Origin of the sequence: Roseibium porphyridii (assembly GCF_026191725.2) — a bacterium.
Lineage (GTDB): Bacteria > Pseudomonadota > Alphaproteobacteria > Rhizobiales > Stappiaceae > Roseibium > Roseibium porphyridii.
Genome location: NZ_CP120863.1, coordinates 2,463,230 through 2,490,150 on the forward strand (window position 1 = coordinate 2,463,230; position 26,921 = coordinate 2,490,150).

Sequence of the window (26,921 nt, forward strand, 5' to 3'; positions counted from 1 at the left end):
TTGCAGCCGGTTCCTGCTTGCTGTGCTTATTGTTGGAACCGTGCAGCGGAAAATGGCGAAAGATCGAGATTTGTTTTTTTTGCCGAGATCATTTGCGCCAAAAGACGGCCGGTTTTTGGTCCTCCTGTCAAACCGATATGATGATGTCCGAAGCCGAGCCAGGCACCTTTGACGCCTGGTACGGGGCCGATTGCCGGAATGGAATCCGAAGGGGCAGGGCGATGCCCCATCCATTCCACTTCCCTTTTCCATGTAAGACCAGGCATTGCCGCACGGATATTGCGTTTCAACAATTCGATGGGCGCTTTGGAAGGTGATGCTTCCAGGCCGCCGAATTCGACAACACCTGCCAATCTGATCCGCCCCTCCATGGGCGTGATGACGAACTTGCCGCTGGCGACCATCACAGGTGAGCGCGGCATGAAATTAGGCTCCCAAAGTTCCAGATGGTATCCGCGTTCGCTTTCCAGGGGAACATTGAGACCAAGTTGATCTGCCAATGGTTTCGACCAGGCTCCGGTCGCAATCAGAATGTCGTCCGCTTCGATCTGCCCGCTGCTTGTCTCCAGCGAAGGCGGACCGTCTCCATTCCGGTTGATCCGGTGCACCTCCGCCTGAATGAATTCTGCGCCGTTGGCGACCGCGTGAGCTGCAAGAGCCTTGACGTATCTGCCGGGATCCGTGATGCGGCCATGATTTGTGAGCTTGGCAGCAAACCCTATGTCGGGCGAATAGCCACTGTCATAGTCAGCAACGGCGGGACCCTCCAGCTCTTCCCACTCAAAGCCACAGTCGGCCCTGATTGACCAGCCGAAAGCATCTTCTTCATAGTGCGCTCGGTCCCGGTAGAGAAAGAGGTAGTCCGCGGGCACGATAAAGTGCTCCGCGCCGGTTCCGGCTGCGAGAGCCTGATGTTCGGCGAGGCTGTCGCCGACGATCTCGCCCACCGCCTTGGCGATCCGTTTCACATCCCGTTCGTTGGCATGGGACAGGTATTTGGTCAGCCATGGCAGGAGCTTTGGCAGATATGCCCATTTCAGGAACAGCGGCATATCGGGCGAAAACAGCATTCGCGGTGCTTTGCGCAGCAAGCCCGGGACTGTAACCGGCACCATTGAACAGGAGGCGAGTACACCCCCATTGCCGTGGCTGGCTCCTTCTCCGGGAGCTGCCTTGTCGATCAGGATGACTTTGTGTCCCTCACGCTGCATCCAGATCGCGGTTGAAACGCCAACAATTCCGGCACCTATAATGGCGACTGTTTTGGTCATGCAGCCACCTTGGTCACGGCAGCGTGGTTCAGGCGGTCGATGTCCGGTTTTATGCCAAGGCCCGGATCATTCGGTACGATGACCTGCCCATCCTTAACCGGGAATGGCGTTTCGAGGATGTCCTGCTTCAGAAAATACCGAGCCTGGTAGAATTCGCAGCCAAGCGTGATTTCCGGTGTCGCGGCAATCATGTGTGTACCGGCAAGGTGAGCCAGTCCGGCCTCGAACATGTCGCCGCCATAGGCTGACAGCCCATTGGCTGCCGCCATTTTTGCTACTTCCTGTGCCCGGGACAAACTTCCGGCCTTCATCGCCTTAATTGAGACGCCATCACAAATGCCTTCCTGGACGGCCCGCGTCATGTCTTCGGGGCCAAAGACGGATTCGTCCGCCAAAAGCGGCACTTTCAGCATCTCGCGCAGCCGCGCCATCATCGCAAATTGAGTGTGACGCACCGGCTGTTCGATGAAGTCCGGCTCAAATTCGGCAATATCTGCGACACGGGAGGGAGCTTCATCGATCGACAGGCCTTGATTGAAATCGACCCTGACACTCAGTGTCGGGTAGTCCTTGGCAAGAGCGTTGAGCCGCATGGTGTCAAAGGCATGATCCTTAAAGCCGGCCTTCAGCTTCACGATGCCGACACCGTCTTCCACCAATCGGTCCAACAGGCGCCGGTCGTTGTCGAAGTCCGGGTCTGCGATTGAAACCGACAAGGGAATCGTTTCGCGGCACTTGCCGCCCAATAATGCCCAGGCCGGGGTGTTGAGAATTTGTCCTGTCAGGTCAAGCAAGGCCGTATCAACAGCCGTTTTTGCTTCTGTTGCGTGGGCGACGGCGCGTGCGGCATCGCCCATAATTGCGGCCCGGTCGCCAATTCTTCTTCCCACGACCAGCGGACGTATATATCGGTCGAGTGCTGCAAAGCTTGCTTCGGGTGAGCCGGTGAAGACCGACCAGGGGGATGCTTCGCCCCAGCCAACGTGCCCCCCTTCGCTCGTGAGGGATACGACAATGATCTCACAGGCACCTTCCACCGTTCCGATCCCATGGTCGCGGCGCGACAGGACTGGAAGCGACAGATGCCAAAGCTTCATCGCCGTGATCTTCTGATCAAGATCCATCAAGTTCCCCTTCGATAGCGACAGTGACGCCTGATAATCATCATTTCAAATACAAAGACTTTGATGTTCCATCATTTTTTGTGATACATGGGCTCAAAAGGACGCGCGTATGGCTTTGAGATTTCGACAACTTCAGGCATTTCACGCCATCTTTGAAACCGGGACGGTGACAGGCGCTGCCGAGCAGTTGGGCATCTCCCAACCGGGTATTTCCAATCTGCTTGCCCAATTGGAGCGCCAAACCCGTTTGAAGCTCTTTGAACGGACCAAGGGCCGTCTCCAACCAACGCCGGTTGCCGACGTTCTGTTTCGCGAAGTCGACACGGTGGTTCGCGGCCTTGATCATGTCGGACAGGCGATCCACGACCTGCAAAACAAGCAGGCGGGCCAGCTTCAGGTGGCGGCACCACACCTTTTGTCGTTTGGGTTCATGCCCGGTGAAATCGCCCGGTTCGCCGAGACGCGGCCTGATTTGCTCATTTCGTTCCAGTCTCAGTATTCGTCCAAGATCCAGGAATGGGTCATGGCCGGATTGTTCGAGATTGGCGTTTGTGAAATGCCTGTCTATCACGACACGCTTGCGCGGGAGGTGTTTCACTTCGAAACCCTCGCCGTTTTGCCGAAGGACCACGAGCTTGCGCGGTACCCCCGGCTCACGCCGGAATTGCTGGACAGTCAGCCGTTTATCGTCATGGGGCCGGAGCACATGACCCATCGGCGCACGCGGGAAGCTTTTGAAAGCCGCAACGCCGGTTGGCGGCCGCAAATTCATACCCACTTGTCGGAAAACCTCCTGAGTTTCGTCAAGCAGGGGATGGGAGTGGCCCTGATCGACCCCTTCACGGTGCATTTCGACAAGGAGCCTGGTTACGTCACGCGGCCCTTTGAACCAGCAATCATGCTCGACCTGGCTCTCATCACCTCGCGCAATCGTCCACTGACACCGGTTGCGCAGACGTTTCTGGCGCAACTGCGGGACAGTCTGGCGGCCTTTGCTGCCAAGACCCATCGGAATGGTGTCTAGGCCACCCATTCGGAAACCGGAGCGGCAGCTTCGTGAAGGGGCTGGGAAATCACATCGACCAGCGTCGGGCCGTCATGGTTGACAGCTTCCGTGAGGATTTTCTTCAAGTCAGCCGGATCCTCAACGCGCCAGCTTTTGACCCCAAAGGCACTTGCGACAGCCGCATGGTCCGTTCGATTGAAATCGACGTTATAGAACCTGCGACCGAAACCTGCGTTCTGCCCCGCCTTGATCCAGCCATAGGTTGAATTTGAAAAGACAATGGACGTGATCGGCATCCGGTAGCGGACCATGGTTTCGAACTCGCCGCAGGAGAAACCGAAACTGCCGTCACCCATTGCCGCAATGGTTTTTACGCCCGGTCGGCCCACATGTGCACCCATGGAAGCTGCGAGTGCATAACCAAGGGCTCCATGCGCCCTGTTGGTGATGAAATGACGGCCAGGTTTGCGCCATCGGTAGTGAGCACTGAAATAGGGACAAGGCGTGCCGGGATCGGCCACGATTGTTGCATCGTCTTCCAGAATGTCCATCAGCGCGGCGATGACGGCTTCGGGGCGGATCGGTCGATCCGTTGATGCTGCGAGCAAATCGAATTCGGAAGTTTTTGCACTCCAGGCAGCTGCAGCGCGGGCCGCACCGTTCTGCGTTGCAACGCCTGGCAAAGCGGCAAGTTCTGCAGCCAGCGCGTTGAGCGCCGATCGGGCATCGGCATTGATGGCAACGGCCGTTTGATAGTTTGCGCCGATCACCATCGGATCGCTATCAATGTGAAGGATGGTCTTGTCCCGGCCCGGCGAGCGCCAGCGCTCGGTTGTCACCGACCCGGCTCGGCAACCTACGAACAAGATCACATCGGCTGCGTCGACGGCAGCCCGAGTGGCCGGATTGCCCCCATTGGAACCGACAACACCAAGCGCAAGAGGATCGGTCTCGGCGATGCTGCCCTGGCCCGACACCGTCGTGGCTACCGGTGCTTGAAGCATTCGGGCAACATTTGCCAAGGCATCTTCAGCTCCCGACAGAACCGGGCCACCGCCGCAAATGACGATGGCGTTTTGTGCGCCGGCCAGCAAACGCGCAGCCTCTTCAATTGCCTCCGGGTCAGGAGCGGCGCGCTCGGCTGGAAACGTTCGGTGGCGTGGATCGGCCCAAATCTCGGTTTCGTCCACCGGCGCTTTTTGCGTGTCGAATGGAAGAGCCAGATGAGTTGCCCCTGGTGTGCCCGTGGTCATCGCGCGGAAGGCTGCACGCACTTGCGCGGGTAAGCGTGTTGCGTCGTCCAGCGACGTGTTCCATTTGGCGAGTGGCCCGAAGAGGGCCACCTGGTCAAGTTCGGTCAATGGATAACGGCCGCGGCTTGTGGTGGCCACGTCGGTTGTAATCGCAAGGATCGGGACAGAGCTTTCGTTCGCTTCGACGACGCCGGGCAGAATATAGGTTGCGCCGCCGCCAGATGGGCCTTCGCAGACACCAGGTTTTCCTGTGACGCGTGCATAGCCGTCGGCCATGTAGGCAGCGTGACGCTCGTCGCGGGTCAAAAGGTGGTTGATACCATGATTGAGCCGGGCCAACGCATCATAGAAGGGCAGTGTGGTGTCGCCGCACAGACCGAAAATCTCGGTTACACCGTGGGCTTCAAGCATGCGCACCATGGCCTCTGCGCCGGTCAGTTGATTGCTCATCAGGTTTGCTCCAAGTATGAATACATATCTGTATACAGGCTTGAATATTGCAATCAAGCCCCGAATGTGTCACCACCCAAAACAAGCCTCGGATTTTGTCGAGCTGAACTGCGCTGACCGAAGACTAAGCCGAACCCAAGACAAAGGATGCCATGTCGGAGACCTATGATCAGATTAAGTCGATGGTTGTGGGCTTCGCCCTGCGCCCCGGCGACAGGTTGAACGAAAGTGCCTTGTCCAAGGATCTAGGCGTATCGAGGACCCCACTGCGTGAAGCTCTTAACCGGCTTGTCGCCGAAGGCCTGATCGATGCACGACCGGGGGAAGGGTTTTTCTGCCGGAGGCTCGATGCTGAAGGTGTGCATGACTTGTACGATCTGCGCGAAGTACTGGAAGTGGCTGCGGTAAAACGGGCCTGCGAGCGCGCAAGCGACGCCGACCTCAAGGAGCTGGCAGACTGGCTGAGCGCCAAAGGCCTCAAGGTGGCCGGACTGACTGTTGCCGAAGCGTGTGAGCGCGACGAAGCGTTTCATGTGAAGATTGCGGAACTTTCAGGAAATCCTCTGTTGGTTGCTCAGTTAAGGGCGCTGAATGAGAAGATCCGCTACCTGCGATGGGTCCAACTTGATGAAGACAGGCTCAAGACGACAAAGGCTGGGCACCGCAATGTCATGAGTGCGCTGCTTGCCCGCGATGGCACGGGGGCGACGACAGCGATGCGCGAGCATATTTCCTTGCGAATGGATCAGATCAACGATGCGGTCAGTAAGGGGATTTCAAACATCTATCTGGACCGCACGGATGCGCTAACCGGACATATCCTGAGTTCGGAGGACGCAGCATGATCGCAACAGGCGGCAAGACTGTTTATGGAGCATCCGTGGGCATCTTGATGCTCGAGGCGCGCTTTCCGCGTATCCCGGGAGATATGGGCAACGCGCAAAGCTGGCCGTTTCCTGTCCTTTACAAGGTGGTGCGCGGCGCTTCGCCTGAGCGCGTGGTCCGTCAGCAGGCAGGTGGGCTCATCGATGCCTTTATCGATGCGGCGCGGGAGCTTGTGGCTGACGGTGTGGACGGCATCACCACGAATTGCGGGTTTCTGTCTCTTGTTCAAGATGAGCTTTCCAAAGCCGTTCCGGTTCCTGTTGTCACCTCTTCCTTGCAGCAGGTATCCATGGTCAATCGACTTATGCCAGCCGGCAAGCGTGCCGGTGTCCTGACCATTTCCGGTTCGACACTTACAAAAGCCCATCTGGACGCTGCTGGAGTGCCTTCCGAGACACCGATCGGTACGACTGAAGGATTGAGCGAATTCACGCGTGCGATCCTGGACAATGAACTCACCTTGAATGTCGACGCGGCGCGCAATGACAATGTTCAGGCTGCATTGGCTTTGAAGGACACTCATCCCGACCTTGGGGGCATCGTCCTTGAATGTACAAATATGTGCCCCTACGCGGACGATATTGCAAAGGCAACCGGCTTGCCTGTCTGGTCGATGATCAGCTTTGTCGAATGGTTTCAATCGGGGCTGTCTCCGCGACGTTTTCCGATTTAGGCGGCGCGGGTTCTGCGATGCGGTTGAAGGTGTGTGATTGCATGAACAGCCAGATCAAAAAGTTTGTTCTTTGGCATTGCGAAGATGATTGATCATGCGCTCCGATTGCGGCTTGGCTGACTGTCATTGACCCGTTGAGTAATTTGCCAAATAGGGTGTTCTTAAAGTCAAATTCCTTGGCAGAGCCAGTCCAGATGCGCTTTTTTTGATCAAATAGTTTCAGTCTTTACGGAGATCATTTTTTGGTTTTTTAAATTTTTCGATTGAATTGGTTGTGCGTTTGTTAATAATATCGCTCTGGGCATAAATAATTTTTCATTTTCATTAAAAATTTATCTGAATATTTTTCACCAATGCGTGTATTTGCGTTGTGTATCAATCGTATAATATTTAAATAAGATCTACACAGCTAGAAGTTTTGCTTCTAGCGAAATACTTTTATTCGTTATCTCAAGTATATTTGTCTGTTATTGTTATTAGTTGTTCCTCCTGTGCCGTCGCGTTCAGGTGGTATTTTTAATGTAAATAATGACCGTTTTATGGAGTTTATTATGAGTAATAACGAATATGAAGTTGTCGCTACTGTGTCGCCGCGTTCACTTGGCCCAACATCTTTATTTGACGCAGAGGAAGCTATTACCAGCGACAACGTGCAGCAGTTCAACTCCGACCCTTCGGATATCAGAGATTCAAAACGTGCCTTGAGCCGGGCCGGCTTTCACGTCTTTGAGGAAGCGTCGAGCGATACCACGATCTCGATCGGTGGAACGGCGAAACTCTTCAAGGAGTTTTTCGGCGCGAAACTGACCAAGCAGAAGACGGAGATCAGGCCGGATACGACGATCGAGTTCATGGCGACGAGCGAAGATCCGTCCGAAGCGCTCATGAATGCGCCAGACGAATTCAAGCAGCTGATCGAAGGAGCGGTCATTGCAAGGCCGCCAACCTATTTCGCCCCGCACCCAATTCCGCCGCTCGCCTCCGTTCATGCCAACGCCTATCCTTACATGATGGTGCCCGATGGGGTTAGCGTCGTGCTTCGGGCCTCTCGCGTTCACCGTCTTGGCGTGACAGGCAAAAATGTCGTCGTCGGAATGCTGGACACCGGTCATTACCGGCATGCGTTTTTCAGCTCTCGCGGGTATCGTCTTCTGTCAACGCTGCTGGCACCTGGTGCGAGCGACCCGGCGGATGATGCAAATGGGCACGGCACGGGTGAAAGCGCAAATGTGTTTGCCTGTGCACCTGATTGCCGCTTGCGCATGATCAAGATGGGCAACGACACAGTCGGTGCCATCAACGCTGCGCTCAACTCCAATCCCAAACCCCAGATTCTGACCAACAGTTGGGGCTACAGCGCAGACACGCCGGGCTCTTCCATTCCCAATTGGCTGAAGCCTTTGGAGGCAGCTGTTGCCAATGCAGTTTCTCAGGGCGTTGTGGTCTGTTTCTCGGCCGGAAATGGTCACTACGGATTTCCAGGAAGCCACCCCGATGTGATTTCTGTCGGCGGTGTTCATGTAAACCTTCCTGACGAGAACGATCTGGAAGCTTCCAGCTATGCGTCCAGCTTCAATTCTTCCTGGTATCCAGGGCGCCAGGTGCCGGATCTTTGTGGATTGACGGGCAAGAGCGTGAATATTGGCGGGGCGAAGGCACCGAGCCTGATGCTGCCGGTGCAGGCAAGTGCCTCACTGGATGGCATTGCACCGTCGACAGGTTCAAATTCTGACGGTTGGGGCCTTTTCTCGGGAACTTCGGCTGCCTGTCCTCAAATCGCGGGCATCTGCGCGCTTATGCTGGAGAAGGATCCGACCCTGACCCCGGCTGAGGTCAAAGACAAGCTGAAGAAAAGCGCAAGGGACGTGAAGAAGGGCACAACCCAAATGGGACATACGGCGACCAACGGCCCGGACCTTGCTACAGGGTCCGGACTTGCGGATGCCAAATGGGCCTACATCAACACAATGGGGGACGTTGCGGCAACCTTCTTCAGCGGTACCAAAGAGCAGCAGCTGGCGATGGTATCTTCCGGCGCGATGCCGGAGTTCTCAAAGGAATTCATCAGTGACATGATTGATACCTTGCGTTCACGCTAAAGCTGGCGACAATTCGATAAGGAATGGACATGCGCTGACAGGCGCATGTCCTGTTGTTCTCGCGGTAGAAACTTAAAGGGCATGGCCGATGGCGGATGAGACCGAGATATTCGGTGCGCAAGTCGTTTTGAAACAAAGCGACGGCTCATCGATCCTCGATGCGACGGAATCGCTGACCGCGGCGACAATCGAGCGGTATAGACTGCCGGCGGAAACAGTAGGAGAGGCACGCAAAGCTTTGGAGGCGCTCGGATTTCGAGTGGTCGGCGACGACGGTACCACGTTGTCGGTTGAAGGATCGCGCGCACATTTTGCTGACGTGTTCGGCCTTGAAGTCGGCGCAACGCAAGCCGGTGTGGCAGCTCATGCGACCAGAATTCCCGACGATGCTCAATCGTTTGTTGCCGATGTCATCGTGCCGCCGAAACCGAGCCTCTTTCCCTGATCTGCCAGTCACCGGTGGGGCTCCGGCCTCCGTCCTGCAGCCTTGAATGGCGGGGCGGGGGCCGGTTCGCGTTGGGTAAGCGTTTGCCAGGTCAGCGCTCGCTCATCGCTCGGGCAAGGTTCTCATCAATTTTATCGAGGAAACCCGTGGTGGTCATCCAGCCCTGATCGGGGCCGACCAGAAGTGCCAGGTCCTTGGTCATATAGCCAGACTCCACCGTTTTGATGCAGACGCCTTCCAGTGTCTTGGCAAATCGGGCAAGCTTGTCATTGCCGTCCAATTTGGCTCGATGAGCAAGACCTCGCGTCCAGGCAAAGATCGACGCGATTGAATTCGTCGATGTGCTTTCGCCCTGCTGGTGCTGTCGGTAGTGACGGGTGACTGTGCCGTGGGCAGCTTCTGCTTCCACCGTTTTGCCGTCCGGGCTCATCAGAACCGAAGTCATCAGGCCGAGCGAACCGAACCCTTGAGCAACAGTGTCGGATTGCACGTCGCCGTCATAGTTTTTACAGGCCCAGACATACCCGCCCGACCACTTGAGTGCACTGGCAACCATATCGTCGATCAGACGATGCTCGTACCAGATACCTGCATCGGCGAATTTGTCCTTGAATTCAGCTTCATAGATCTCCTGGAAGAGATCCTTGAATTGGCCGTCATACGCTTTGAGGATGGTGTTTTTGGTGGAGAGGTAACAAGGTACCTTGCGCTGAAGCGCATAGTTCAAGGATGCTCGGGCAAAATCCCGGATGCTGTCGTCAAGATTGTACATGGCCATGGCGACGCCGGAGGAGGGAGCATCGTAGACCTCGTGCTCGATGACCTCGCCATCTTCGCCCGTGAAGGTAATGGTCAGTTTGCCCTTACCGGGGAAGCGAAAATCTGTTGCGCGATACTGGTCTCCAAATGCGTGGCGACCGACGATGATGGGCTGCGTCCAGCCGGGAACGAGGCGCGGCACGTTCTGCATGATGATCGGCTCACGGAAAATCACCCCACCCAGGATGTTGCGGATGGTGCCGTTGGGTGAACGATACATGCGCTTAAGGTCAAATTCCTCCACCCGTGCCTCGTCCGGTGTGATGGTGGCACATTTGACACCGACGCCGTGCTCCTTGATGGCATTGGCGGCATCGACAGTGATCTGGTCATCGGTCTCATCGCGTTTCTGAATCGAGAGGTCGTAATAGAGAAGATCAATGTCCAGATAGGGATGGATCAGCTTGTCTTTGATGAAGGCCCAAATGATGCGGGTCATTTCATCGCCATCGAGTTCAACAACAGGATTGTCGACTTTGATCTTTGCCATGGGTGTTCGGCCTCGCTGTTCCGTGAAATCTGAGTGTCAGAAGCAGGCATTCTCAATGTTATGAGTTGTACCGGAATTCTATTGTGTGCGCTTGTATACAATAGTTGCGACTGCAGCAAGACAGCATTTCGAAAAAGGCCGTGAATTCAGTTCCTTTGCCGTCACCAGATGGAATCCGGTCTGTTCAAGTACCAGAGAATTAATCGATCAATTTGGCTTGCTTTTGGTGCTTGCGGATTTTTTCCGCGTGTGGGCGAACGAGATCGGCCACAGCGACACTGCCAAGTTGCTGTTGAAAGGCTTCTTTCGCTGCATGAAGCGCCTTTGACGTCGCCTCGTTTGCTGAACGTTCCAAAAGACAGGTAGGGGCATCATTTGATTGGCCAACAGCAAAGAGTTGGGGTGAGCCCAGGGCTGCGTATACGTCTGCCAAGGTGATTTTCTCCAAACTCTTTGTCAGCTCCCAGCCACCACCATGGCCTTTGGTGGAGTTCACGAAACCTGCTTCACGCAATCCGGCCATGGTGCGCCGGACGAGCGACGGATTGGTGTTGAGCATCCGGCTGATCGCTTCCGATGTTACCGGTTCCTCGGTTTGTTCAAGATGCAAAAGTACGTGCAAGACGCGGGGCAGGCGGCTGTCGGTTCGCATGACACTCCCTTTTTTGAAAGCCTAACGCGCGAAAGATCATGTGACAATAAAAAGCACATGAGATTGACGAGCGATTTCATGCAACTTATTAAGTAACGAATTAGATCTCTATCTCGGAGTTTCAAATCATGTCGCTTGCAGGCACCAATATGCGGCGAAATCACCGCTGGATGGCGGTTTACGCGTTGTATCTGGCAATGTTCATGAACATTCTCGACATGACGATCGTCAATCTGGCGCTCCCTGCAATTCGTTCAGAGCTCAATGCGACCGACACCCAACTTGAATGGGTCGTCGTAGTCTACATTCTGACCTTTGCCGCCGGGCTGTTGCCATTTGGCCGGTTTGGAGATGTTGTCGGTCGTGACAAGGTCTTTCTTTGGGGCGTTGCAGGGTTTACTGGCAGTTCGCTGGCCTGTGGATTGGCTCCAGACATACATTTCCTGATCATAAGCCGGGCTGTTCAAGGGCTTTGTGCAGCCGCGATGGTGCCGCAGGTCCTTGCGATCGTACATGTCATGTTCAACGACGCGGAAAAGGGAAAGGCAATTGGGCTATTGGGGTCGGTTTCCGCACTCGGAGCCGTTGCCGGACCGCTTGTTGGCGGTCTCATCGTCACTTTGGACATGTTTGATCTAAGCTGGCGACCGATATTCCTGATGAACCTTCCAGTTGGCCTGGTTTCGATTCTTGGAGCTCTCCGGTTTCTTCCACCTCTCCAGGCCGGCAGGCGTGTTGATCCGGATTGGGCTGGAACCGCGCTTTTTCTCCTGGCGGTTACGCTGGTGCTCTTTCCGCTTGTCGAGGGCCGGCAGTTCGGATGGCCCCTTTGGTGTTTTGCCTTGATGGCGCTGGGTCTGTGCGGCGGTGTCTTCTTTTACCGGCTGCAAGTGAGAAATTGCGAAAGCGGCCTGCCGGAGTTGTTGCCGGTTTCCATTTGCCGGGACCGGCTTTTTGTTTTGGGCGTGGCGTATGTCTCGATTTGTTTCTCCGCGCTCGCCGGAATGTTTTTCGTGATGTCGATCTATCTCCAGACCGGTCTCGGACTAACGCCGCTTTTCGCCGGCCTGATACTGGCACCGCATCCCATGGGTGTCATGCTGGCTTCAACACTCACAGGGCGTTTGGGCGCAAGAGCACAGGAGTTGCGTGTCCTGACCGGTTCGAGTGTCGTTCTGGCGGGCGTCACCCTGCTTTGGCTGGTCACCAGCTACGGCTTGGCCGCCACAGCTGGCTTTTGGCTGGGGCTCCCGCTTCTTGTTATCGGGTTGGGCACGGGTGTGCTGATACCGGCGCTTTTTCAAAGGGTTCTCTCACGCGTGTCGGGCGTGGATGCGGGCGCGGGTTCAGGTGTGCTTCAGGCGTTTCAGCAATTGGGAATGGCTGTCGGCATTGCGCTTCAGGGACAGATATTCTTTCAGGCACTTGAAAAGTCGCCTGCTGGTTATTCGAGCGCAGCCAGTCTCACCCTGCTGTATCCGATGATATTTTTCGGAGTGCTCGTAGCGCTTTCATTTTTCTTCTATCTAGGAAGGCAGAGTGATCGGACACCCTGAAGGCTGGAAATGAAAAATGTGCACGGCCTGCCGGGTGGGAGGGGAGCAGGCCGTGCACGTTGGCCAGAAGCTGTCAGGCCTCGGGCGTATCAGCGGTTCTTTTCAAGTGTAACGGTCACTTCAACAATTGACTTGGGGTCATGACGGCGGGCTTCCGGGTCATGATAGTCGATGATGATCGTCGCTCCCGGAACTCGGACCCGAGAAGGCGGGTTCTCCAGACCAGAGCCGATGTGTTGGTGCACGTTGCCCAAGGCAAAGCCGAAGAGACTTGAGCATTCTTCCAGCGTTGTCCGCGGGTTTTCGAAGATGCTTGCCGCCAGTGAGCGGTAACCGTTTGCCTGCAGCGTTGCCACTGTCGGCGCTGATCCACTTGGCGGTGTGCTGCTTCTTTCAGGTATGGCAACAGCCTTTTCAAAACTTGAGGGGATTTGCAAAAGGCGCCGGATCGTGAACCGGACCTCTTCGTTGGGGCAAGCGATCGTGTGCGGATAGCAATCGTGATAGTAGGCGTTTACCAGGGAGCTGCGCAGGTTCTGCTCGCTCAGCCAACTGGCACCCATGCCGGAATAGTGCCGTGTGCCAAGACTGTCCTTGCCCATATACATGGCGTTCAGGCCCTGCCAGAAACCATTGGGCGCCCATTTCAGATAGTCGTCCTTGTTCTTGAAATACATATAGTCGCCTGGGATCGGCGGATCCTGCAGGGACGCGTTCTGAGCCATGAAATCGGTCGCCGGGTTATCGGTCCACGGGCCCACCAGCATAGTTCCGAACTGATCGGCAAGTTTGGTGAAGGTTCGGGTGCCGAGACCGTCCAGAAGGCCCCAGAAAACGGTCAACTGGAATGCACCGGCGCACTCGCCACGAAAGGGCAGGGAATGGCCGTCAACCGGTTTGACCACCTCAGCAGGGTTGAAGCCGGTCGTCTGCTGCCAGTCCGCTTCGTTTTTGCCGGGATCCAGGAATTGCCAGTACTGAGAAACTCTGGTCGCCCCACTCGTTCCAAGTCTTGGCTCCGGGCCGAGCGTCGGATCGTAATAGTCGCCATCAAAAACACCAGCCGTCAAAGACGTCATTGCGGAGATTGCACCCAGGCGAAACAGGATATTTTCCCAGAAGTGTTGCAGATCGTCGAAGGCGACAGGTTGGGATGACGCAAGTGTCGCTGCGAGGATTTCGCTCGTCAGGTTGCTCTTAAGAAGGTGTTTGTCTGCGTTTTGCGCCAGGTTGGTCAGGTCGCTCTGAAGCTGACCGATATCAGCAATTGGTTCGCCACCAATATGCAGACCGCTTTGTGTGCCAATCTCTTTCAGCATTTGCTTGCCCCGTCAGAATTCCTGGCGCCTTCCGGGCCCCTTTCATGGGTGGGGAAAGACGCGCTCCCTCATAGAATGCATGATGGCATACTTGCACTTATTGGTTTAAAAACCGTGACTGGGTTGCAATCTCAGATTTTATCGGGTTTTTTGAGAGCAGGCTGGGCTCGCAACAGGGCGATTGACGTGTTCAAATGCAGCTCGGCGCCAGTCTGCTGTGCAATGGCAACCGACTCCTCAAGTAGTTTTCGGACCTGGGGATGTTCTGCGGAATGCAATTGTGTGGTCGCGACGGCTGACAGACGCATCAGTTCCGCATCGAAATAGGCTTCCCCGGTCGTCTCGGTAAACCGTCTGACATCATTGAGTTTGACCAATGCCCCCTTGGCATCATTTTTTTCAAGAAGAGCTTCTGCGATCCAGGCTTCCGCATAGGGTCGTGCAAGGATTGCACCTGTCGAGAGATAATCTTCCAGCCCCTTTTCCATGAGCGGCAACGCGCTGGTGTCGCCGGAATTGAACCGGGCACGGCCAAGGTTGATTGCCGCCTGAGCCGCCTGTTGAGCGAAATCCTGGTTCCCGCACAGTTCCATCGCTTTAAGGGCATGCCGCTGGGCATCTGCACTCTTGCCGCAAAAGTTGTTGGCGGTGGCCAGAAAACAACTTGAGAAAGCCTGACAGAAAGCATGATCAGAGTCCGACGCCATCTGTTCAAGTTCTTCAGAAACTGCCTGCAACTTTCTGGGCTGATCGGTGAGGGCATAGCACCAGCAAAGGTAGGACCTGGCCAAAATGCCAAGGTCCAGGCTGTAGTTGGTGACCATGTCTTCAAAGTCGGCACGCTCGGCATCTGATACGGCTGCCAGAAAGGCCTTCTCGGCACCTTGAAGATCTCCCACATAAAACGCGCCGACACCGGTCATGTAGTGACCTGCGGCAAGCTCGAGCGCTGTCTGAAGCTGTAATGCGATTTCCAGGAAATCAGCGCTAAGCTCCTGCGCAAATGTGATGTCGGCCTTGACCATATGGGCACCCCAAAGGCCCCAGATCATCTGAAGGTTTTCAGATGACCTGTCTTGAGGTTTCTTGAGTGTGCGGGCTTTGGAATAAACTTCCTGGACCTCTTCAGATGCAAACCCGTGATTGGTGATCATCTGCGGCCCCAGCAGCAGCAGAAAGCGGCTGATGGTGCTGTCGCGTTTCTGATGACTTTCGATCCCGCGTGCAAGTTCGAGCGCTTTTCTGAAGTGTTTTCCAGCGTCTTTATGCGCTGCAAGGCGCACGGCCTGCAGGCCTGCGATCTCAAGATAGTCCAAAGACGCAGCAACGTTTCCTGCTTGTTCAAAGTGATGTGCGATGACTTCGGCGGCCGCCTCGGGCTGGTTCTCCGGGTCGCGCGTTAGGGCCGAGGCGATCCTGGCATGAAACTCTTTTCTGACTTTCGGTCCAATTGACTGGTAAGCCAGATCCTGAACAAGGCCGTGCTTGAATTCGTATTGGTTCTTTTCTTCGTCTTCTCTGGGAAAAATCAGGCCGGATTTTTGGAAGGCGGCAAGATGCTTCTTGACTGCTTTGCCGGGGAGGCCGGCGATATCTGTCAAAAGCTTCTGGTCGAACTTTCCGCCAATGGCCGATGCCATCAAAAGCAGGTCTTTGTCGTTGCCCAAGTGCGAAATCCGCGCTGCCAGGGTTTCTCGCAAGGAAGCGGGAATAAGCGTTTCCCTGCGCTCTTCGAAGAAGTCGCCTCCACGATCAATTGCAATGTTCATCAGCTCTTCCAGAAACAGCGGAATCCCGTCTGATTTCCGTACAACATGCTCATAGTGAGCGTCAGTCATGTCGCGTGGCCGCAATTGACTGGCCAGGAAGCGGGTCTGCTCCCGGGTCAGCTGCTGCATTCGGCACGTGCTGTCTGCAAGGTCTGCGAGTTCAGTCGCACCCGGACCTGGCCGTGTGCTGACAAGAGTGAGAACACGGCTCTTTGTCAGTGTTTCTGCCAGATATGCGATCAACTCAAGCGAGCTGCTGTCCATCCAGTGCGCATCTTCAAAAACCAAAACGACCGGATGAATCTGGGACAGCTGGTGAAAGCAGTCTTTCAGGGTCTGCAGCGGCGCTTCGGCGGAGATCTTTTCTTGCGGTGGGTGGCTGTCGAGCCCGCCGCTTTTCAGGATCGCTCGCAGGTTTGCGTTGTTGCGTGGTGTGTCAAGCTTCAGGTCCACAAGAAGTGTTTGGACAACGCTGCCGATCAGGCTCGGGCTCTGCAGCCCCTTAAGGCCCAGGAAACTGTAGAGGCCTTGAGCGACAGGAAAAAACGGTGTTCGCCTGTGATGCACTGAACCGCTGAAATTCAGAACCAACGCCTGGTCGGATCCCGCTTTTTGCAGAAAAGTGTGTATCAGGCGGGACTTGCCTATGCCTGGGTCGCCTTCAATCAGGATCAGTTGGGGCTTGTCATCTTTCACCGCGCTCCAGTTGAGGCGCAGTGTTTTCAACTCGTTCGTTCTGCCTGCAAAGGCAGAAAGCGATTTATCACGCGCATTTGGCAAGGTGGTGGAAGGCGGTGCAATGCTTTGCAGGACCTCAAAGGCAATACCCGCACCGTCTGACAATTGCACTTGCCTGTATTCGAAATTGCTTCGGAACAGCGAGCGGGTGTTGCCGGACACAAGCAGGGTGTTGCCGCACGCGTTTTTTTCCAGAAGCGAGGCCTCATCAAAGACTTTGCCTGAGACATCCTGCGGCGACAGGCTAGGTCCTTCGCTAGGGACGACAAAACCGACACCACTGGCAATTCCACAGCGCAGTTGCGCCTGAAAGGTGCTGTCGTCGTTTTTGAAAATTCTGAGAATCTTTTGTGCCGCGAGCACTGCGCGTTCAGCATCCAGTTCCTTCAAAACCGGCACACCGAACACCAGTAGCTTTTGTCCGTTTGGCAAATTGACCAGTTTGCCGCCAAACTCGGAAGCGGTGACCGCACAGATGGTTCCCAGCTTCGCGAAAAGCATGTCATATGTTGCATCGGGCAGGGGCGCGTGTGTTGACCCGGCTGTATTGATCCCGAAAACAACCACACTCAACTCTGACCGCAAGGGTATTGTGCCTGATGTGGGGGAGGGCTTTTCGTCAGGCGTGGGGCTGGATTGAGCCTTGCCTTTGTTTTTTCCGGACTTTCTTGACGCAGGCAATTTGGCTTCCACCTGGGATTGTCGATACCGCGATCTTCAGCAATATCGGGCATTGTCTCGACATTAGCAATTTAGAGTTGTTGCGCCCAGATTTATTCACAAGGATTACCAGGAAACTAACAGTGTTATTTTTTGCGTTGAAAGGTATTTCCCGCACGAACATTAAATCCTTGCAGGGTAATGCGTAATTTTTACAATACGGATAAGTTCATAAATGCTGAAGGCGACAGGCTCAGTCAGTCTTTCAGCCATTCAAATGGGCACAACCCAGATTTAAGACTGTCTCGTTGTTCGAAGCATATCACTGCTGTAGCGAGGCCAAGAACAGGTCGATTTTGCTGTTCAAAGATGGAAGGTTCTGGCGCAAACGATCCCACATCGCTTCTTTTGAGCTCTCTTTGGAAAACGCGAGATAAATGTCGGCCACCCCGATCGGATCTTCGAATGGAGCGACTGTCTTCATGCCAATTCGGTCGGCTGTCCAAAGTGTCATTATGCGCGGCGCGACAAAAGCATCGATGCGGCCGTGATGCGTGGCCATCAACAGCTGTACGACGGTGTCTCGCTGTTCAATCTTCGCCTTTCCGCTTTCCTCAAGAGCGCGGAAATTGGGATGCATTCGACCCTTTGCGATCTTTCCGATTGTCAGACCGTGAAGCTCTGCGGCTTTTCCGGTGAATGCGAGGCCAGAATCCTTGCGTGCAAAGATTGCCATTTCGAACTGGACAATGGGTTCTTGCGGATAGGCGAGCCACTCCTCACGCTCGGGCGTGTGAACGACAGGGAAAATCAGGTCCGCCCGTCCTTGCTGTGTGGCAAGCTGGGCGCGGGGCCAATTGGTCACCACGAATTCAACACCGACACTGGAAGTCTTGGACGCATTTTGAAGCAGGTCGACCAGAAGCCCTGCAGCCTGACCATCCTCGCCAGAATAGAGGTAAGGCGGTGCTTGAAATCCTGTGACTACCAGATCGTTGGTCTCAGCGTTCGCCGGTTGGTTGGACCCTGGGAGCATGAGGCCTACGAAGATGGCAGCGAAAGCTGCAATTCTGGAAATCTGCAATTGAATTTTACCGCGTTTCAAAAGAAACAGCATTTCCCTTGGACCTCTTGTCGAATGCCGCGCTGCACGAAGACTTCATTAGCTCTGCAAGCAAGTTAAAGTCGTGCCAATTAACAAATCAATTTGTATTTTACCTTGGGTAAATTCTTAGTAAAAAGGTATATTGTTAATTGTTTAGCGAATTTCGCTCGGAATTTATTTAATTTATTAGGAAAAGTGTCAATTTTAGTATGTTGAAAATGCGTTCTCAGTTTCACGGTCACTTCATGCTTTGCTCAGGAAACAAGTGCATTATTTGATCGTGCGGCTTCTCAAACCTTTGGATTGTCAGTCTCTAAAGCGCCAAACACATGCAATTTTGTCTGCTGGAAGCAGCCTTTTCGATTGTCGGCAGACAAGCGAGATCGGACGGGCGCTTCAACGCGTTGCCTCCAACCGCAGGTTTTGGTCATAGAGGCCAAGTGCACGATATCTCGCAGTCAACGCTGTCCGTTGCGATGTTATTTTTTTTCCACCGACCGACTGATCTCGGTGATGACACCGAAAGCGACGGCGGCCAGGATTTTCATGATACCGCTATCGATTGCCTGTTCCGTGGTGGCCTGTCCGAGAAACAGACCGGGACGCGGTTCAACAATAGCTCCCATTGCAACCCCGGCAGCAACTGCTATTTGAATGCATCCAAGGAAAAATACAACTCCAGCGATTAACGTACCCAACTTAGTAAAAGGCATTGGAATGTCTCTCGATGTATTTGGTAGTTGCTGAAGATTACCTTGCGCTATGCTTCCTTCAAGTCATTGTTCAAAATACCCTAAATATCGAAAGTTTTAATAAAAGAAGCTCGAAATCAGCCAAACAAAGAGGCCATGTTTCGAAGTGAGAGTTCGCCCGTTCAAACAAAGACCGACTTGAACGAGCCATGCGCCGCATGGCGCTCGATTGCTTGGTTGGCATTCTGCCAACCGATTACCAACAAAGCATCAGGGATCGCATGACTGTTCTCCTTTGTTTTTCAACGGCGTTCGGTAAACCGTTCACCTTTGAATATTCTGCAAGGATTGCCCCGTTCCAATTGTTTATGGAGTTGGTTTTGGGCAGACTTTTCCCGCGCGATACCTTCTTCGCGTTTCAGAAACAGCTTTGACTTCAGCCTCTCCAGAGCAACTTGCCGGTTTCTGTGCTGTGAGCGTTCATCTGTCGATGTGGCGGTTAGTCCGGTCGGCAAGTGGGTGACCCGGACCCCGCTGTCAGTTGTGTTCTGGTGCTGACCACCGGGACCGCCCGAGCGAAACGTTTCGGTTTTCAGCGCTGAGGCCTCAAGGTCCGGAACAGGCCGTGTTGCGGTTCCAACCGCAAAAACACCGACAAACCAGTTCTGCCGTTTATGATGAGGACGAAACGGGCTTTTGCAGGTCCATTGCACAGTACCCGTCCAACTCAAGGAGAGTGTCCCAGAGGCTGCTCCCGTCAAGGTGACAAGAGCTGAACTTGGATCCTCGTTGTCTGCTTCACTCGCAATTTCGGCTTGGAACTGAATGCCGGCCTTTTTTGCTTCCCTTTCGATCTGGCGAAGAATGTGAGACACAGCTCTTCTGCATTCGCGCGGACCGTCCCCGCTTGTGACCAGCAATCTGCTTTGTGGGTGTGTGGTCATCGTCTGCTCCTTCGATCCAGCAAACGGCGTTTCTTGTCCTGGCGGGCTATTGATTGCGCCTGTCTAGCCGCTTTCTTGAAAGTCAGAAGCGGTTTGAGGGAAGCAACGTTCGTAGCAAGCCCCGCGTTGACAAGCTCCTCTAGAACACGCTTCGGATCCTTGTAGGCATTCGGTGCTTCCTCGATCAGGAGCTGTCTGTCTTCACAAACAACAAGTCCGCCAAAGGAGGTCCGAGCAAGCTCGTTTCGTTCGGAACGTGTTGCGCCCGCACGGCCTATCATGGACCGGCGATCATATTTCCGCCCGGCTCCGTGAGCCAGAGAAGCTAGTGCATCCGGTTTATCGCTCTTGGTGACAAGCAGATAGCTCAATGCGTCCCTGGAACCAGCCAAGGGAACCAAAGGGATATCGGCCTTTGCAGCCCCCTTGCGATGCAGAAAAGCGCCGTCCCAAATTTCAATCATGTTGTGGGGCGCGTCGGTGACCAATGTCAGCTCGCAGCGCAGAGCCTCGGCAGCTCGTTCTGCGATAAGGGTTCGGTTCAGGCTGGCCCAACGAATGGCCTGACAATGGTCCTGCCAATAGACATGGCCTTCAGTACTATCAGGATCCAGTCCGGCAAATCGGTCGAGCACGGTGCTGAACACAGCCGTACCCAGGGAGCGTGACCCTGAATGAACCAGAAGCGCGAGATCTCCTTTCTTGAGCCCGAACGTTTCAAGTGCGGTACTATCAGCGTTGGCGTCAACGACCTGCAATTCACAGAAGTGGTTTCCGCCGCCGATTGTTCCAAGGGCTTGAGCATGCAAGTTTTCCCGCAGGTCCAAGGCCTTCAGGCGTGCCGCGCTTGCGCCTTGCCAGCTGCCTTCCAGCATGCGGAGTTTTTGCGCTGCCTTGTCCAGACGAAGCTTGCGAGCCGGCAAATCGAGCGCAAACAGGCTCATCCCGCAGCCAATGTCGTTGCCGATCAGCTGCGGATAGATCCGGTCAGCCAGTATTGCGCTGCCGACAGGGCCATATTTGCCCGGATGAAGATCCGGGAAGGCTGCAATGCTGAGAACGCCTCGCATTGCAGCCACTTGCTCGAGCTGGTCTTCAGCTGTGCCTTCAATCCAGCAACGGTCGGAATAGAAACGATGAATAAACGCCGTGCGATCAGGTCGCACGGAGCGTTCTTTTGTAGAAGTGCCCATTTGGGAACCTTTTTGAAAACAGGATAAACGTCAGGTGCAAGGATTGCTTGCCCTGGTTTCCTCCGACGCACCGCTATCGCGGTTTAGCGAAGGATTGCCGCCCTTTTGGGCGTGCGGTGCATGGTCATCATGTCCGGCGTCCCGTTTTCAAAAAAACAATTAGTGCCGCTTGTTGCGGTGGCAGAGACATAGGCATTGGTCCGGAACATTGCAACCAAAGACGTTTGTGGACTGACAATTGTCCAAATGGTGTGGCGAGTGAGCAACGAAGACAAGGCTGGCTGATAGCTCCGGTAAAACGAAGATCAGGCGCGCTTGCGGCGCACCTGATCTGCTTGATTGGAGGGCTTTTTAACGAGGCTTACAGCTCGTTGGCAGCGGTTGAGCGGATCTTTTCCCAGTTCTGAGCGGCCTTGGCGATGGTACCTGCTTCATCCTTCTGGAATTCGCGAAAGATCTCCTCATTCAGGAAGAGATACAGCTTGTCGTCAACAACCGCGGCAAACTGAGGGTCGCCGTCGAATTTCTTGCCGACCGAAACGCCAAAAGTACAGAAACCACCGTTTTGCGGAAGATACGCGGCCGGGTCGGCTGTGAATTTGTCCATGGTTTCCTTTGAAGAGAAGTAATAGGCAACGTCATCATGAACGGCTGTATGACGGGCCGCGCCATCGATCCGGTTGCCAAGACTGACGAATGCGACAGGATCGACACCATGCATTCCAAGGGCGGCTCCGGCGGCTGTCAGACCACTGGATGTGTTGTACTCGTCTGCCGAAAACGCGGGGCTGGACAGATTGGCAATGCTCAGAAGCGCTGCTGCAACAAGTGTCTTGGACAAGGACATTTTATATTCTCCTGACTATGGGTTTGAGAGTTGGTGGCCGATTTGCGTTGTGACCAAGAGCACTTTGCGTTCGGGCCGCTGATTGATCCATGCGCAAAGATCCCTTAAAATTTGCAGATCGTCCGGCGGGTCGCTTAAATAGAAAACACCGGCTGTAAACCGGTGTCTTTCGCTCAAAGATGTGGGCAGGATTGCAAGCAGGTCGCTGCGTCGAGCGCATTCACGCAGCCTGAGGTTCGGCAACATCCGGTTTGTGAAGAGAAACCACGGTCAGAACCGCAATGGCGTTGACGATGTAATAGGCAAGATCGATGCCCTTGAAGCCAAGGACGAGCGGCGCCGCCAGGAAGACGACACCTACCGCAAAATCAACGATCAAATGGAACGAATAGGGCAGGACCCGGATCAGACCTGTCTCGTGATCGGTCAACAGGGTGAGGATCAACGCCGCGACACCGGTGACGACTGAAAGCCAGAAGGCAAGGGGATTGGACTGGCCCAGATTGAGTGCCATTGGCAACGCAATGAGGCCAAGTGCGACCGGATAGTCCAAATAGGCATGGATGGATTTGGTGACAAAGCGAATGTTCATATCAAGCTCCTAATTAAAGACTGGATGGAGGCGGATACCTCTCGAGACTTAAGATGATCCGGGTGGGCCGATTGATCCATGCGCGAAAATCCTCGAAAATTGATCGAGCGTCCGGGAGGCTTGCGACTTTTGCCTGAAAGCTGCAATACAAGATTTGAACAAGCCTGATGACGGAAAGCCATGAGACACGATGCACTTAGCCAGATCCTGGACGCGCTGAAGCTGCGCGGGTCGATCTATTTTCACACCAACTTTTCACCGCCCTGGGCAGTTCAGGTGCCAGCCTTTGGCAACGTTGCTCGGTTCCATATGGCGATGCGTGGCGCCTGCTGGCTCCAGGTCGAAGGGCATTCTAGTCCCATCTATCTTGCTACCGGGGACCTCGTCGTCATTCCGCATGGTGCAGCACATGTCCTTTGCGATGAAGTTGGAAGGGAGGCAACGACCGTAGACCAGGTTCTTCAGGAAACCGGGTATTCAGGCGAAGGAGCGCTCTATTTCGGCGGGCCCGAAGAAGAACAAAGCTGCAAGCTGTTTTGCGGTCATTTTGAGTTTGAGGACGGATCCGTGCACCCGATCCTGGAGGCTTTGCCTGAGGTTATCCATGTCCCCAATACCGAGACAATGAACGCATTCTGGCTGGAAACGGTGATGCGTTTCGTTGCCAGTGAAGTCCGCGCGACCCTGCCAGGTTCAGATGCCATCGTGCACAGGCTGACGGAGATCATCTTCATTCAGGTGGTGCGCACATTCGTCGATCAACAGGGGGACAGGGCAGGGTGCCTCGCAGCCGTCCTCAATCCAAGGCTCGGACGCTCTATGTCCCAGATCCATCTGGCACCCGAGCAACCCTGGACGGTTGAAACGCTCGCTCGCGAGGCCGGCATGTCGCGCACTGTGTTTGCCGAGCGTTTTACCGATCTCGTCGGGATGACACCGCTCGCCTATGTCACGCATTGGCGTATGGAAAAGGCGCGTCGGGATATTCGGGAAACGGACCTGCCACTTATCGATATTGCGGAGAATATCGGCTACAGCTCAGAAGCCGCCTTCAACCGCGCCTTCAAACGTCAGTTCAACCAGACGCCAGGTCAAATGCGGCGTGTTGGCGACGCGACTTCCCTAGGTCAGGCATGACAGAGGCACACCTTGGCCGGTGATCAAAGCCTGCTCTTGCTGCAACCGAGAGCACCAAATGCGCTTATCTCATACGATCGAAACTCGTTTGCCGTGCCTAGTGAGTTCGTGTTCCACCCTTCTGGAAAAGCAGAATATCCAACAGAAACGGAACGTTGACTGCGCCCAGGAATGTTGGGGTCACCAGCGTTCCCTTTTCCACGAACTCTATGACACCCAATTGCGAATACAGTTCGAACAACCGCCCAGAACCTTCCGTGAAATTGCTTTCAAGCGCATGTTTGGGATCTGAGAAGAAGTGGCGCAGCATCATGAGCGTTTCGATAGAAAACGTTTCGTGGTGGTCCCAAAGGGGAGAAAACGTCACGGTGAAATCGCGGATCGGTTCGATATCGCCACCGAGATGGTCCATCTGAGCGGATTGTGCATCATAGAAATCGGGCAGAAACTTGATGCCATAGTCGGTGAGCGTATGGGCTTTCAGGATCTCTTTCAGGTTCTCAGGGACACCATCCGGATCCTCTTCGGTGTAGCCCAGATAGGACAGACGCGTATAAAGTTCGTTTGTCACGGATGTCACACCCGTCATGAACACAGGGGTTTTGTCCTCTGCCAGAAGGTTGATGCAACCTTGCAGATTTGATCTGTCACCCTTGCTCAAAGCATGAAACATGAAACAGGTCTCGGCCCACCAGTGCAAATGCTTCGGGTCGTCCGATACTGTATGCAGGACGAATTCCTCGTCAGCACCGTTGGTCACGGTTTTCGAAAACGCACCCTGCTTATCATTCATTGGTTGATCCGGAAGTGTTTGAGTTTGAAACAAAAAAGGGCGGCCCAGGCCGCCCTTTCAAACACAGGTTTAAGTATGCGGTCAACCAATGATGCCATTCAGCGTTGCGCTCGGGCGCATGACCGCATCGACTTTCGCCTGGGGCGCATGATAGTAGCCGCCAGTGTCGGCCGGGCTACCCTGAACGCCATTGAGTTCGCTGACGATTGTCGCTTCCCCGTCGGAAAGTGCGGCTGCAATCGGTGCAAAATGTGATTTCAGGTCTGCATCCTGATCCTGGTCGCTGAGTGCTTTTGCCCAATAAAGCGCGATGTAGAAATGGCTGCCGCGGTTGTCGAGGCCGCCGACACGACGGGCCGGGGACTTGTCATTGTCGAGCAGGCCTTCAATCGCCTTGTCCAGGGCATCTGCAAGAACCTGGGCCTTGTCATTGCCCTTGGCGTTGGCAAGGTGCTCCAGAGAAGCCCCGAGAGCACAGAATTCACCGAGCGAATCCCAACGCAGATAATTTTCTTCCTGCAACTGTTGAACGTGCTTTGGAGCTGACCCGCCGGCGCCGGTCTCAAACAGGCCACCGCCGTTCATCAGCGGGACAATCGAAAGCATTTTTGCCGAAGTGCCGACTTCAAGGATCGGGTAGAGATCGGTCAGGTAGTCGCGCAGAACGTTGCCGGTGATGGCAATGGTGTCTTCGCCGCGGGCGATGCGCTCGGTCGAGTATTTGGCGGCCTCTGTCGGTGCCATGACTTTCAGATCCAGACCGGATGTGTCGTGATCCGGGAGATATGCCTCGACCTTCTTGATCAGTTCCGCGTCATGTGCACGGGACTTGTCCAGCCAGAACACGCCAGGCATGCCAGACAGGCGCGAACGGGTGACGCCAAGCTTGACCCAATCACGGATCGGTGCGTCCTTGGTGCGGCAGGCCCGCCAGATATCACCTTCTTCAACACCATGTTCGATCAGGGGTGTGCCTGCGGCATCAACCACCCGGATCGTTCCGTCTGCAGGTGCCTTGAATGTTTGTGGATGGGAGCCGTATTCTTCGGCCTTTTGGGCCATCAGACCGACATTTGGAACAGTACCCATCTTGGCCGGATCGAGTGCGCCGTTTTCCCGGCAGAAGTCGATGACAGCGGAGTAGACGCCGGCATAAGAGCTGTCCGGGATCACGCATTTGGCGTCATGCTCATTGCCGTCCGGACCCCAGCCCTTGCCACCTGCGCGGATCAGGGCCGGCATGGAAGCGTCGATGATGACGTCGGAAGAAACATGCAGGTTGGTGATGCCCTTGTCTGAGTTCACCATGTACATGTCCGGACCGTTGCTAAGGGCTGACTTGATGTCGGCCTGGATTTCTGCCGCCTTGTCCGCGGGAAGGGTCGCAACTTTTGCTTCCAGATCGCCGATGCCGAGGTCAGGATTGACGCTGAGATCGGCAAAGGTTGCAGCATGCTTGTCAAAAACGTCTTTCAGGAAGGCTTTGACACAATGGCCGAAGATGATCGGGTCGGAGACCTTCATCATCGTTGCCTTCATGTGCAGAGAGAAAAGGACACCCTGGTCCTTGGAATCCTGAATTTCCTGTTCGAGAAAAGCTGAAAGCGCTTTTGCACTCATGTAGGTGGCGTCGATGACGTCGCCTTCTTCAAGTGGCCAGTCGCCCTTCAGCGTTGTCGTCGCGCCATCCTTGCCAACAAATTCAATCTTCGCGGTGCCAGCGGAAGCAGCAGCAATGGTTACGGACTTTTCGTTGGACCGGAAGTCGTCTTGGCCCATCGTTGCCACATGGGTCTTTGAAGAAGGTAGCCACTCGCCCATGCGGTGCGGGTTTTTCTTGGCATATTCCTTGACGGCCTTCGGGGCGCGACGATCGGAATTGCCTTCGCGCAAAACCGGGTTCACTGCAGACCCCTTGATGGCGTCATAGCGTGCCTTGACCGATTTTTCTTCATCATTCTGGGGATCCGCTGGATAGTCAGGCAGTTTGTAACCCTGATCCTGCAGTTCCTTGACCGCTGCGTTCAACTGCGGTTGAGACGCTGAAATGTTTGGTAGTTTGATGACATTCGCGTCCGGCTGCTTGACCATTTCACCGAGTTCGGCAAGTGCGTCGGACTGTTTCTGCTCGTCGGTCAGATATTCAGGGAAATTGGCAAGGATACGACCGGCCAGCGAAATGTCCCTTGTGCCGATGGTCAATCCAGCGGCTTTGGTGAAGGCGCGGATGATGGGCAGGAATGAGGCGCTTGCCAGTTCGGGCGCTTCGTCGACCTTGGTATAGATGATATCGGCCATTTCTCTCACATTTCCCAGTGTTTGAAGTGCGATCTGACGGACCGGCGGATCGCCGTTCCAGAGTGAATTTCGTGTAGCGTATACAATTGTACGCAATCAATTGCCAGCCCT

General features: G+C 54.8%; 22 protein-coding genes. 7 read left to right on the forward strand and 15 right to left on the reverse strand.

The window, feature by feature from the left end; translation table 11 throughout:
• Nucleotides 1-26 precede the first annotated feature (26 nt).
• Both K1718_RS11490 and K1718_RS11495 read right to left on the reverse strand, forming a co-directional pair.
• A complete protein-coding gene (locus K1718_RS11490; protein WP_265684491.1) occupies nt 27-1,271 on the reverse strand; it encodes an NAD(P)/FAD-dependent oxidoreductase in 1,245 nt (414 codons plus the stop codon).
• Entirely contained in the window at nt 1,268-2,395 is a 1,128-nt protein-coding gene (locus K1718_RS11495; protein ID WP_265684492.1) for an enolase C-terminal domain-like protein, read from the reverse strand. Before K1718_RS11495 ends, K1718_RS11490 begins: the two co-directional genes overlap by 4 nt.
• Nucleotides 2,396-2,504: 109 nt before the next feature.
• Here K1718_RS11495 and K1718_RS11500 point away from each other — a divergent pair, with 109 nt between their 5' ends.
• Nucleotides 2,505-3,419 carry a LysR family transcriptional regulator gene (locus tag K1718_RS11500; protein WP_152501047.1) on the forward strand — a complete coding sequence of 305 codons (915 nt, stop codon included), beginning with the start codon at nt 2,505-2,507 and terminating at the stop codon, nt 3,417-3,419.
• Here the strand turns inward: K1718_RS11500 and K1718_RS11505 are convergent.
• Complete coding sequence (locus K1718_RS11505; RefSeq protein ID WP_265684493.1) at nt 3,416-5,104, reverse strand: thiamine pyrophosphate-binding protein; 1,689 nt, start codon at nt 5,102-5,104, stop codon at nt 3,416-3,418. The genes K1718_RS11500 and K1718_RS11505 overlap by 4 nt on opposite strands.
• Before the next feature lie 152 nt (nt 5,105-5,256).
• Between K1718_RS11505 and K1718_RS11510 the strand changes: the two genes are divergently transcribed.
• The 4 genes from K1718_RS11510 to K1718_RS11525 all read left to right on the forward strand — a co-directional run bounded on the left by K1718_RS11510 (nt 5,257) and on the right by K1718_RS11525 (nt 9,206).
• Nucleotides 5,257-5,949 carry a GntR family transcriptional regulator gene (locus K1718_RS11510; protein ID WP_265684494.1) on the forward strand — a complete coding sequence of 231 codons (693 nt, stop codon included), beginning with the start codon at nt 5,257-5,259 and terminating at the stop codon, nt 5,947-5,949.
• Nucleotides 5,946-6,662, forward strand: a complete 717-nt coding sequence (locus K1718_RS11515) for an aspartate/glutamate racemase family protein (RefSeq protein WP_265684495.1) — start codon at nt 5,946-5,948, stop codon at nt 6,660-6,662. Before K1718_RS11510 ends, K1718_RS11515 begins: the two co-directional genes overlap by 4 nt.
• A 551-nt stretch (nt 6,663-7,213) precedes the next feature.
• A complete protein-coding gene (locus tag K1718_RS11520) occupies nt 7,214-8,761 on the forward strand; it encodes a S8 family serine peptidase (protein ID WP_265684496.1) in 1,548 nt (515 codons plus the stop codon).
• Nucleotides 8,762-8,849: 88 nt separating this feature from the next.
• A complete protein-coding gene (locus tag K1718_RS11525) occupies nt 8,850-9,206 on the forward strand; it encodes a hypothetical protein (RefSeq protein ID WP_152501052.1) in 357 nt (118 codons plus the stop codon).
• 91 nt (nt 9,207-9,297) lie between these two features.
• On the opposite strand, the gene K1718_RS11530 is transcribed toward K1718_RS11525, so the two are convergent.
• Nucleotides 9,298-10,515 (reverse strand): NADP-dependent isocitrate dehydrogenase, encoded by a 1,218-nt coding sequence (locus K1718_RS11530; protein ID WP_265684497.1) that lies wholly within the window; start codon nt 10,513-10,515, stop codon nt 9,298-9,300.
• 199 nt (nt 10,516-10,714) lie between these two features.
• Nucleotides 10,715-11,167, reverse strand: coding sequence for an RrF2 family transcriptional regulator (locus K1718_RS11535; RefSeq protein ID WP_265684498.1), 453 nt, complete (start codon nt 11,165-11,167; stop codon nt 10,715-10,717).
• A 128-nt stretch (nt 11,168-11,295) separates the two neighbouring features.
• Here K1718_RS11535 and K1718_RS11540 point away from each other — a divergent pair, with 128 nt between their 5' ends.
• Nucleotides 11,296-12,723 (forward strand): MFS transporter, encoded by a 1,428-nt coding sequence (locus tag K1718_RS11540; protein ID WP_265684499.1) that lies wholly within the window; start codon nt 11,296-11,298, stop codon nt 12,721-12,723.
• 89 nt (nt 12,724-12,812) lie between these two features.
• Here the strand turns inward: K1718_RS11540 and K1718_RS11545 are convergent, their stop codons facing one another.
• The 8 genes from K1718_RS11545 to K1718_RS11580 all read right to left on the reverse strand — a co-directional run bounded on the left by K1718_RS11545 (nt 12,813) and on the right by K1718_RS11580 (nt 22,582).
• Nucleotides 12,813-14,042, reverse strand: a complete 1,230-nt coding sequence (locus K1718_RS11545; protein WP_265684500.1) for a hypothetical protein — start codon at nt 14,040-14,042, stop codon at nt 12,813-12,815.
• 131 nt (nt 14,043-14,173) lie between these two features.
• On the reverse strand, nt 14,174-17,050 hold the full coding sequence (locus K1718_RS11550; protein WP_265684501.1) for an AAA family ATPase: 2,877 nt from the start codon (nt 17,048-17,050) through the stop codon (nt 14,174-14,176).
• Nucleotides 17,051-17,531: 481 nt separating this feature from the next.
• Nucleotides 17,532-18,326, reverse strand: a complete 795-nt coding sequence (locus K1718_RS11555; RefSeq protein ID WP_265684502.1) for a substrate-binding periplasmic protein — start codon at nt 18,324-18,326, stop codon at nt 17,532-17,534.
• A gap of 467 nt (nt 18,327-18,793) precedes the next feature.
• Entirely contained in the window at nt 18,794-18,940 is a 147-nt protein-coding gene (locus K1718_RS11560; RefSeq protein ID WP_173005971.1) for a hypothetical protein, read from the reverse strand.
• 368 nt (nt 18,941-19,308) lie between these two features.
• Nucleotides 19,309-19,950 carry a peptide chain release factor H gene (gene prfH, locus K1718_RS11565; protein WP_265684503.1) on the reverse strand — a complete coding sequence of 214 codons (642 nt, stop codon included), beginning with the start codon at nt 19,948-19,950 and terminating at the stop codon, nt 19,309-19,311.
• Entirely contained in the window at nt 19,947-21,143 is a 1,197-nt protein-coding gene (locus tag K1718_RS11570; protein WP_418068117.1) for an RNA ligase RtcB family protein, read from the reverse strand. The genes prfH and K1718_RS11570 overlap by 4 nt, the downstream gene beginning before the upstream one ends.
• Before the next feature lie 361 nt (nt 21,144-21,504).
• Nucleotides 21,505-21,990, reverse strand: a complete 486-nt coding sequence (locus K1718_RS11575) for a YHS domain-containing (seleno)protein (RefSeq protein ID WP_265684505.1) — start codon at nt 21,988-21,990, stop codon at nt 21,505-21,507.
• Nucleotides 21,991-22,210: 220 nt separating this feature from the next.
• On the reverse strand, nt 22,211-22,582 hold the full coding sequence (locus K1718_RS11580) for an SPW repeat domain-containing protein (RefSeq protein ID WP_152501062.1): 372 nt from the start codon (nt 22,580-22,582) through the stop codon (nt 22,211-22,213).
• A gap of 180 nt (nt 22,583-22,762) precedes the next feature.
• Here K1718_RS11580 and K1718_RS11585 point away from each other — a divergent pair, with 180 nt between their 5' ends.
• Entirely contained in the window at nt 22,763-23,719 is a 957-nt protein-coding gene (locus K1718_RS11585) for an AraC family transcriptional regulator (protein WP_265684506.1), read from the forward strand.
• 97 nt (nt 23,720-23,816) lie between these two features.
• On the opposite strand, the gene K1718_RS11590 is transcribed toward K1718_RS11585, so the two are convergent.
• Nucleotides 23,817-24,512, reverse strand: coding sequence for a hypothetical protein (locus tag K1718_RS11590; RefSeq protein WP_152501064.1), 696 nt, complete (start codon nt 24,510-24,512; stop codon nt 23,817-23,819).
• An 81-nt stretch (nt 24,513-24,593) separates the two neighbouring features.
• Nucleotides 24,594-26,810 (reverse strand): NADP-dependent isocitrate dehydrogenase, encoded by a 2,217-nt coding sequence (locus tag K1718_RS11595; RefSeq protein ID WP_265684507.1) that lies wholly within the window; start codon nt 26,808-26,810, stop codon nt 24,594-24,596.
• Between the last annotated feature and the right edge of the window lie 111 nt (nt 26,811-26,921).

What these genes read in the sequence shown, in the direction of transcription:
- K1718_RS11490 (WP_265684491.1), bottom strand. Translation starts at nt 1,271, where the DNA reads ATGACCAAAACAGTCGCCATTATAGGTGCCGGAATTGTTGGCGTTTCA.
- K1718_RS11495 (WP_265684492.1), bottom strand. Translation starts at nt 2,395, where the DNA reads ATGGATCTTGATCAGAAGATCACGGCGATGAAGCTTTGGCATCTGTCG.
- K1718_RS11500 (WP_152501047.1), top strand. Translation starts at nt 2,505, where the DNA reads ATGGCTTTGAGATTTCGACAACTTCAGGCATTTCACGCCATCTTTGAA.
- K1718_RS11505 (WP_265684493.1), bottom strand. Translation starts at nt 5,104, where the DNA reads ATGAGCAATCAACTGACCGGCGCAGAGGCCATGGTGCGCATGCTTGAA.
- K1718_RS11510 (WP_265684494.1), top strand. Translation starts at nt 5,257, where the DNA reads ATGTCGGAGACCTATGATCAGATTAAGTCGATGGTTGTGGGCTTCGCC.
- K1718_RS11515 (WP_265684495.1), top strand. Translation starts at nt 5,946, where the DNA reads ATGATCGCAACAGGCGGCAAGACTGTTTATGGAGCATCCGTGGGCATC.
- K1718_RS11520 (WP_265684496.1), top strand. Translation starts at nt 7,214, where the DNA reads ATGAGTAATAACGAATATGAAGTTGTCGCTACTGTGTCGCCGCGTTCA.
- K1718_RS11525 (WP_152501052.1), top strand. Translation starts at nt 8,850, where the DNA reads ATGGCGGATGAGACCGAGATATTCGGTGCGCAAGTCGTTTTGAAACAA.
- K1718_RS11530 (WP_265684497.1), bottom strand. Translation starts at nt 10,515, where the DNA reads ATGGCAAAGATCAAAGTCGACAATCCTGTTGTTGAACTCGATGGCGAT.
- K1718_RS11535 (WP_265684498.1), bottom strand. Translation starts at nt 11,167, where the DNA reads ATGCGAACCGACAGCCGCCTGCCCCGCGTCTTGCACGTACTTTTGCAT.
- K1718_RS11540 (WP_265684499.1), top strand. Translation starts at nt 11,296, where the DNA reads ATGTCGCTTGCAGGCACCAATATGCGGCGAAATCACCGCTGGATGGCG.
- K1718_RS11545 (WP_265684500.1), bottom strand. Translation starts at nt 14,042, where the DNA reads ATGCTGAAAGAGATTGGCACACAAAGCGGTCTGCATATTGGTGGCGAA.
- K1718_RS11550 (WP_265684501.1), bottom strand. Translation starts at nt 17,050, where the DNA reads ATGCTTTTCGCGAAGCTGGGAACCATCTGTGCGGTCACCGCTTCCGAG.
- K1718_RS11555 (WP_265684502.1), bottom strand. Translation starts at nt 18,326, where the DNA reads ATGCTGTTTCTTTTGAAACGCGGTAAAATTCAATTGCAGATTTCCAGA.
- K1718_RS11560 (WP_173005971.1), bottom strand. Translation starts at nt 18,940, where the DNA reads ATGGGAGCTATTGTTGAACCGCGTCCCGGTCTGTTTCTCGGACAGGCC.
- prfH (WP_265684503.1), bottom strand. Translation starts at nt 19,950, where the DNA reads ATGACCACACACCCACAAAGCAGATTGCTGGTCACAAGCGGGGACGGT.
- K1718_RS11570 (WP_418068117.1), bottom strand. Translation starts at nt 21,143, where the DNA reads ATGGGCACTTCTACAAAAGAACGCTCCGTGCGACCTGATCGCACGGCG.
- K1718_RS11575 (WP_265684505.1), bottom strand. Translation starts at nt 21,990, where the DNA reads ATGTCCTTGTCCAAGACACTTGTTGCAGCAGCGCTTCTGAGCATTGCC.
- K1718_RS11580 (WP_152501062.1), bottom strand. Translation starts at nt 22,582, where the DNA reads ATGAACATTCGCTTTGTCACCAAATCCATCCATGCCTATTTGGACTAT.
- K1718_RS11585 (WP_265684506.1), top strand. Translation starts at nt 22,763, where the DNA reads ATGAGACACGATGCACTTAGCCAGATCCTGGACGCGCTGAAGCTGCGC.
- K1718_RS11590 (WP_152501064.1), bottom strand. Translation starts at nt 24,512, where the DNA reads ATGAATGATAAGCAGGGTGCGTTTTCGAAAACCGTGACCAACGGTGCT.
- K1718_RS11595 (WP_265684507.1), bottom strand. Translation starts at nt 26,810, where the DNA reads ATGGCCGATATCATCTATACCAAGGTCGACGAAGCGCCCGAACTGGCA.